The sequence below is a fragment of the Pontimicrobium sp. MEBiC01747 genome, assembly GCF_053601635.1.
In genome coordinates, this window is record NZ_JBSHNS010000159.1 from 1 (window position 1) to 1778 (window position 1778).

The 1778-nt window shown below is 29.8% G+C and carries 2 protein-coding genes; both read left to right on the plus strand.

The window, feature by feature from the left end; translation table 11 throughout:
• Positions 1-1009 (plus strand): RHS repeat-associated core domain-containing protein (locus ACVC2P_RS04455; protein ID WP_452597281.1); only part of this gene is annotated, 1009 nt, incomplete at its 5' end.
• A complete protein-coding gene (locus ACVC2P_RS04460) occupies positions 1009-1515 on the plus strand; it encodes a hypothetical protein (protein ID WP_452597282.1) in 507 nt (168 codons plus the stop codon). The genes ACVC2P_RS04455 and ACVC2P_RS04460, both read left to right, overlap by 1 nt.
• Positions 1516-1778: the final 263 nt, after the last annotated feature.

Here is a 1778-nt window from a genome sequence, read left to right on the forward strand (position 1 = left end):
AGGTAACATTAGGCTAAGTTATGGTGATATTGATGGAGATGGTATTATAGATATCGCAGAGGACACCAATAATGATGGTGTTTTTGATACAGATATTGATGGGGATGGAGATTTAGATAGTGAGATTATTGAAGAAAATAATTACTATCCTTTTGGACTTAAACACAAAGGGTATAATGACGTGATTCAAGGAGACCATCATCCTTATGGTTACAACGGAATGGAAGAATCTAATGATCCGTTTGATTTAAACACTTTAGATTTTGGTGCTAGAAATTATGACCCTGCTATTGGACGTTGGATGAATATAGATCCACTTGCAGAACAAATGCGTAGACACTCTCCATTTAATTATGCTTTTAATAGCCCAACACGTTTTATTGACCCAGATGGGATGTCGCCAGATGATGTCATTATAAGAAGAAGTGAAGGTATGTCTGATGAAGAATATGAGAAATTTAAAACAGATGCATTAGCAGATCTTAATAAATTAACTAGTCAGACTTTAGGTGTTGATGAAAGTGGAAAAGTATTTGTATCAAATAGTGATTGTGAAGGAGAATGTGATGAAGTAACAAATGCGGTTAATTTTTTAGTAGAAGGTACAGATTCAATAGTACAAGTAAAATATACTTCCTCTGAAGGCAACAGTACTACGACAACTGGTGCGGGTGATCTAAACTCAGATGGGACACCTAATCCAGCAGATGTAGTAGACATTAATTATAATCCACAAGGAAAAAAAGGAGGAAAAGATGTAAACAATAATCGAGAACGTCCAGCATATGTTGGTTTCGGTCATGAAATAGGACATGCAGTTAATTTAGTAAATGGCGTTGCTGATAAAAGTTCTACAGGAGAAATTGATCCAGATTTTGTTGATGATCCTGATCCTCAACAAAGGATAAGAGGCTCAAGATTACCTTATACAAAAGAAGAAAAGAATGCTCGTATATTTGAAAATCTAATAAGAGCTAAAAATGGAATACCTTTAAGAAGATTAGAATAATGAAAAAAATCACTTATATACTATTACTATTATTATTCACTTGTAATAATAGTAACGAAAAAATTTCTTTAGAAGAAATAAAATTAGACAGAATATTTAATAGCTCTAAATGCAAAGATGATTTAAAATATGCAACTATAGAGTCTTTTCAAACATTTATTAATACTTTGAACAAAGATTATAAGCAAGAGTTTGATAAAATTATTCTTTGTGAGTATTTTTTACAAGGAGAAACAACTAACTTTAATTCTTTTGCCGTATTATTAAATGACAGTGAAACTAAGATAGTCTCTTTTGGTCAAAAATATGATGAAGTACTTAAAATGAAAACAGTTGATAATTTTTCAATGAAGTATTTTCTTGAAGATCTTAAATTTGAAAATGTTAGTACAGGTATGAGTGTGTTAGAAATTTCAAAAAATGATTTTAATTGTTTTTACAGAGAAAAATTCACTTATGACATTTATACAAGACTAGAAGATTTAAGTTACTTCAATAATGGGTAATGGTACAGATTAGTTGATGGACTAATCATTGAGATTAAACTACTAAAAAACAGTAAATTAAATTATAGTTTATATTGAAAAAAGATGAGCGTTATGCTCATCTTTTTCAATGTAATTAAAGCGTAATGTTCCAAATTGGCACTTTTGAAAAATATGAAAATTAAAAACTGATAATCAGTTTATTAAAAATAAACAAGCTTCATTAATGAAGCTTGTTTCTGTTCTTTGAAATAATTAAAGTTTATTAGAGACCGTAAAACAAC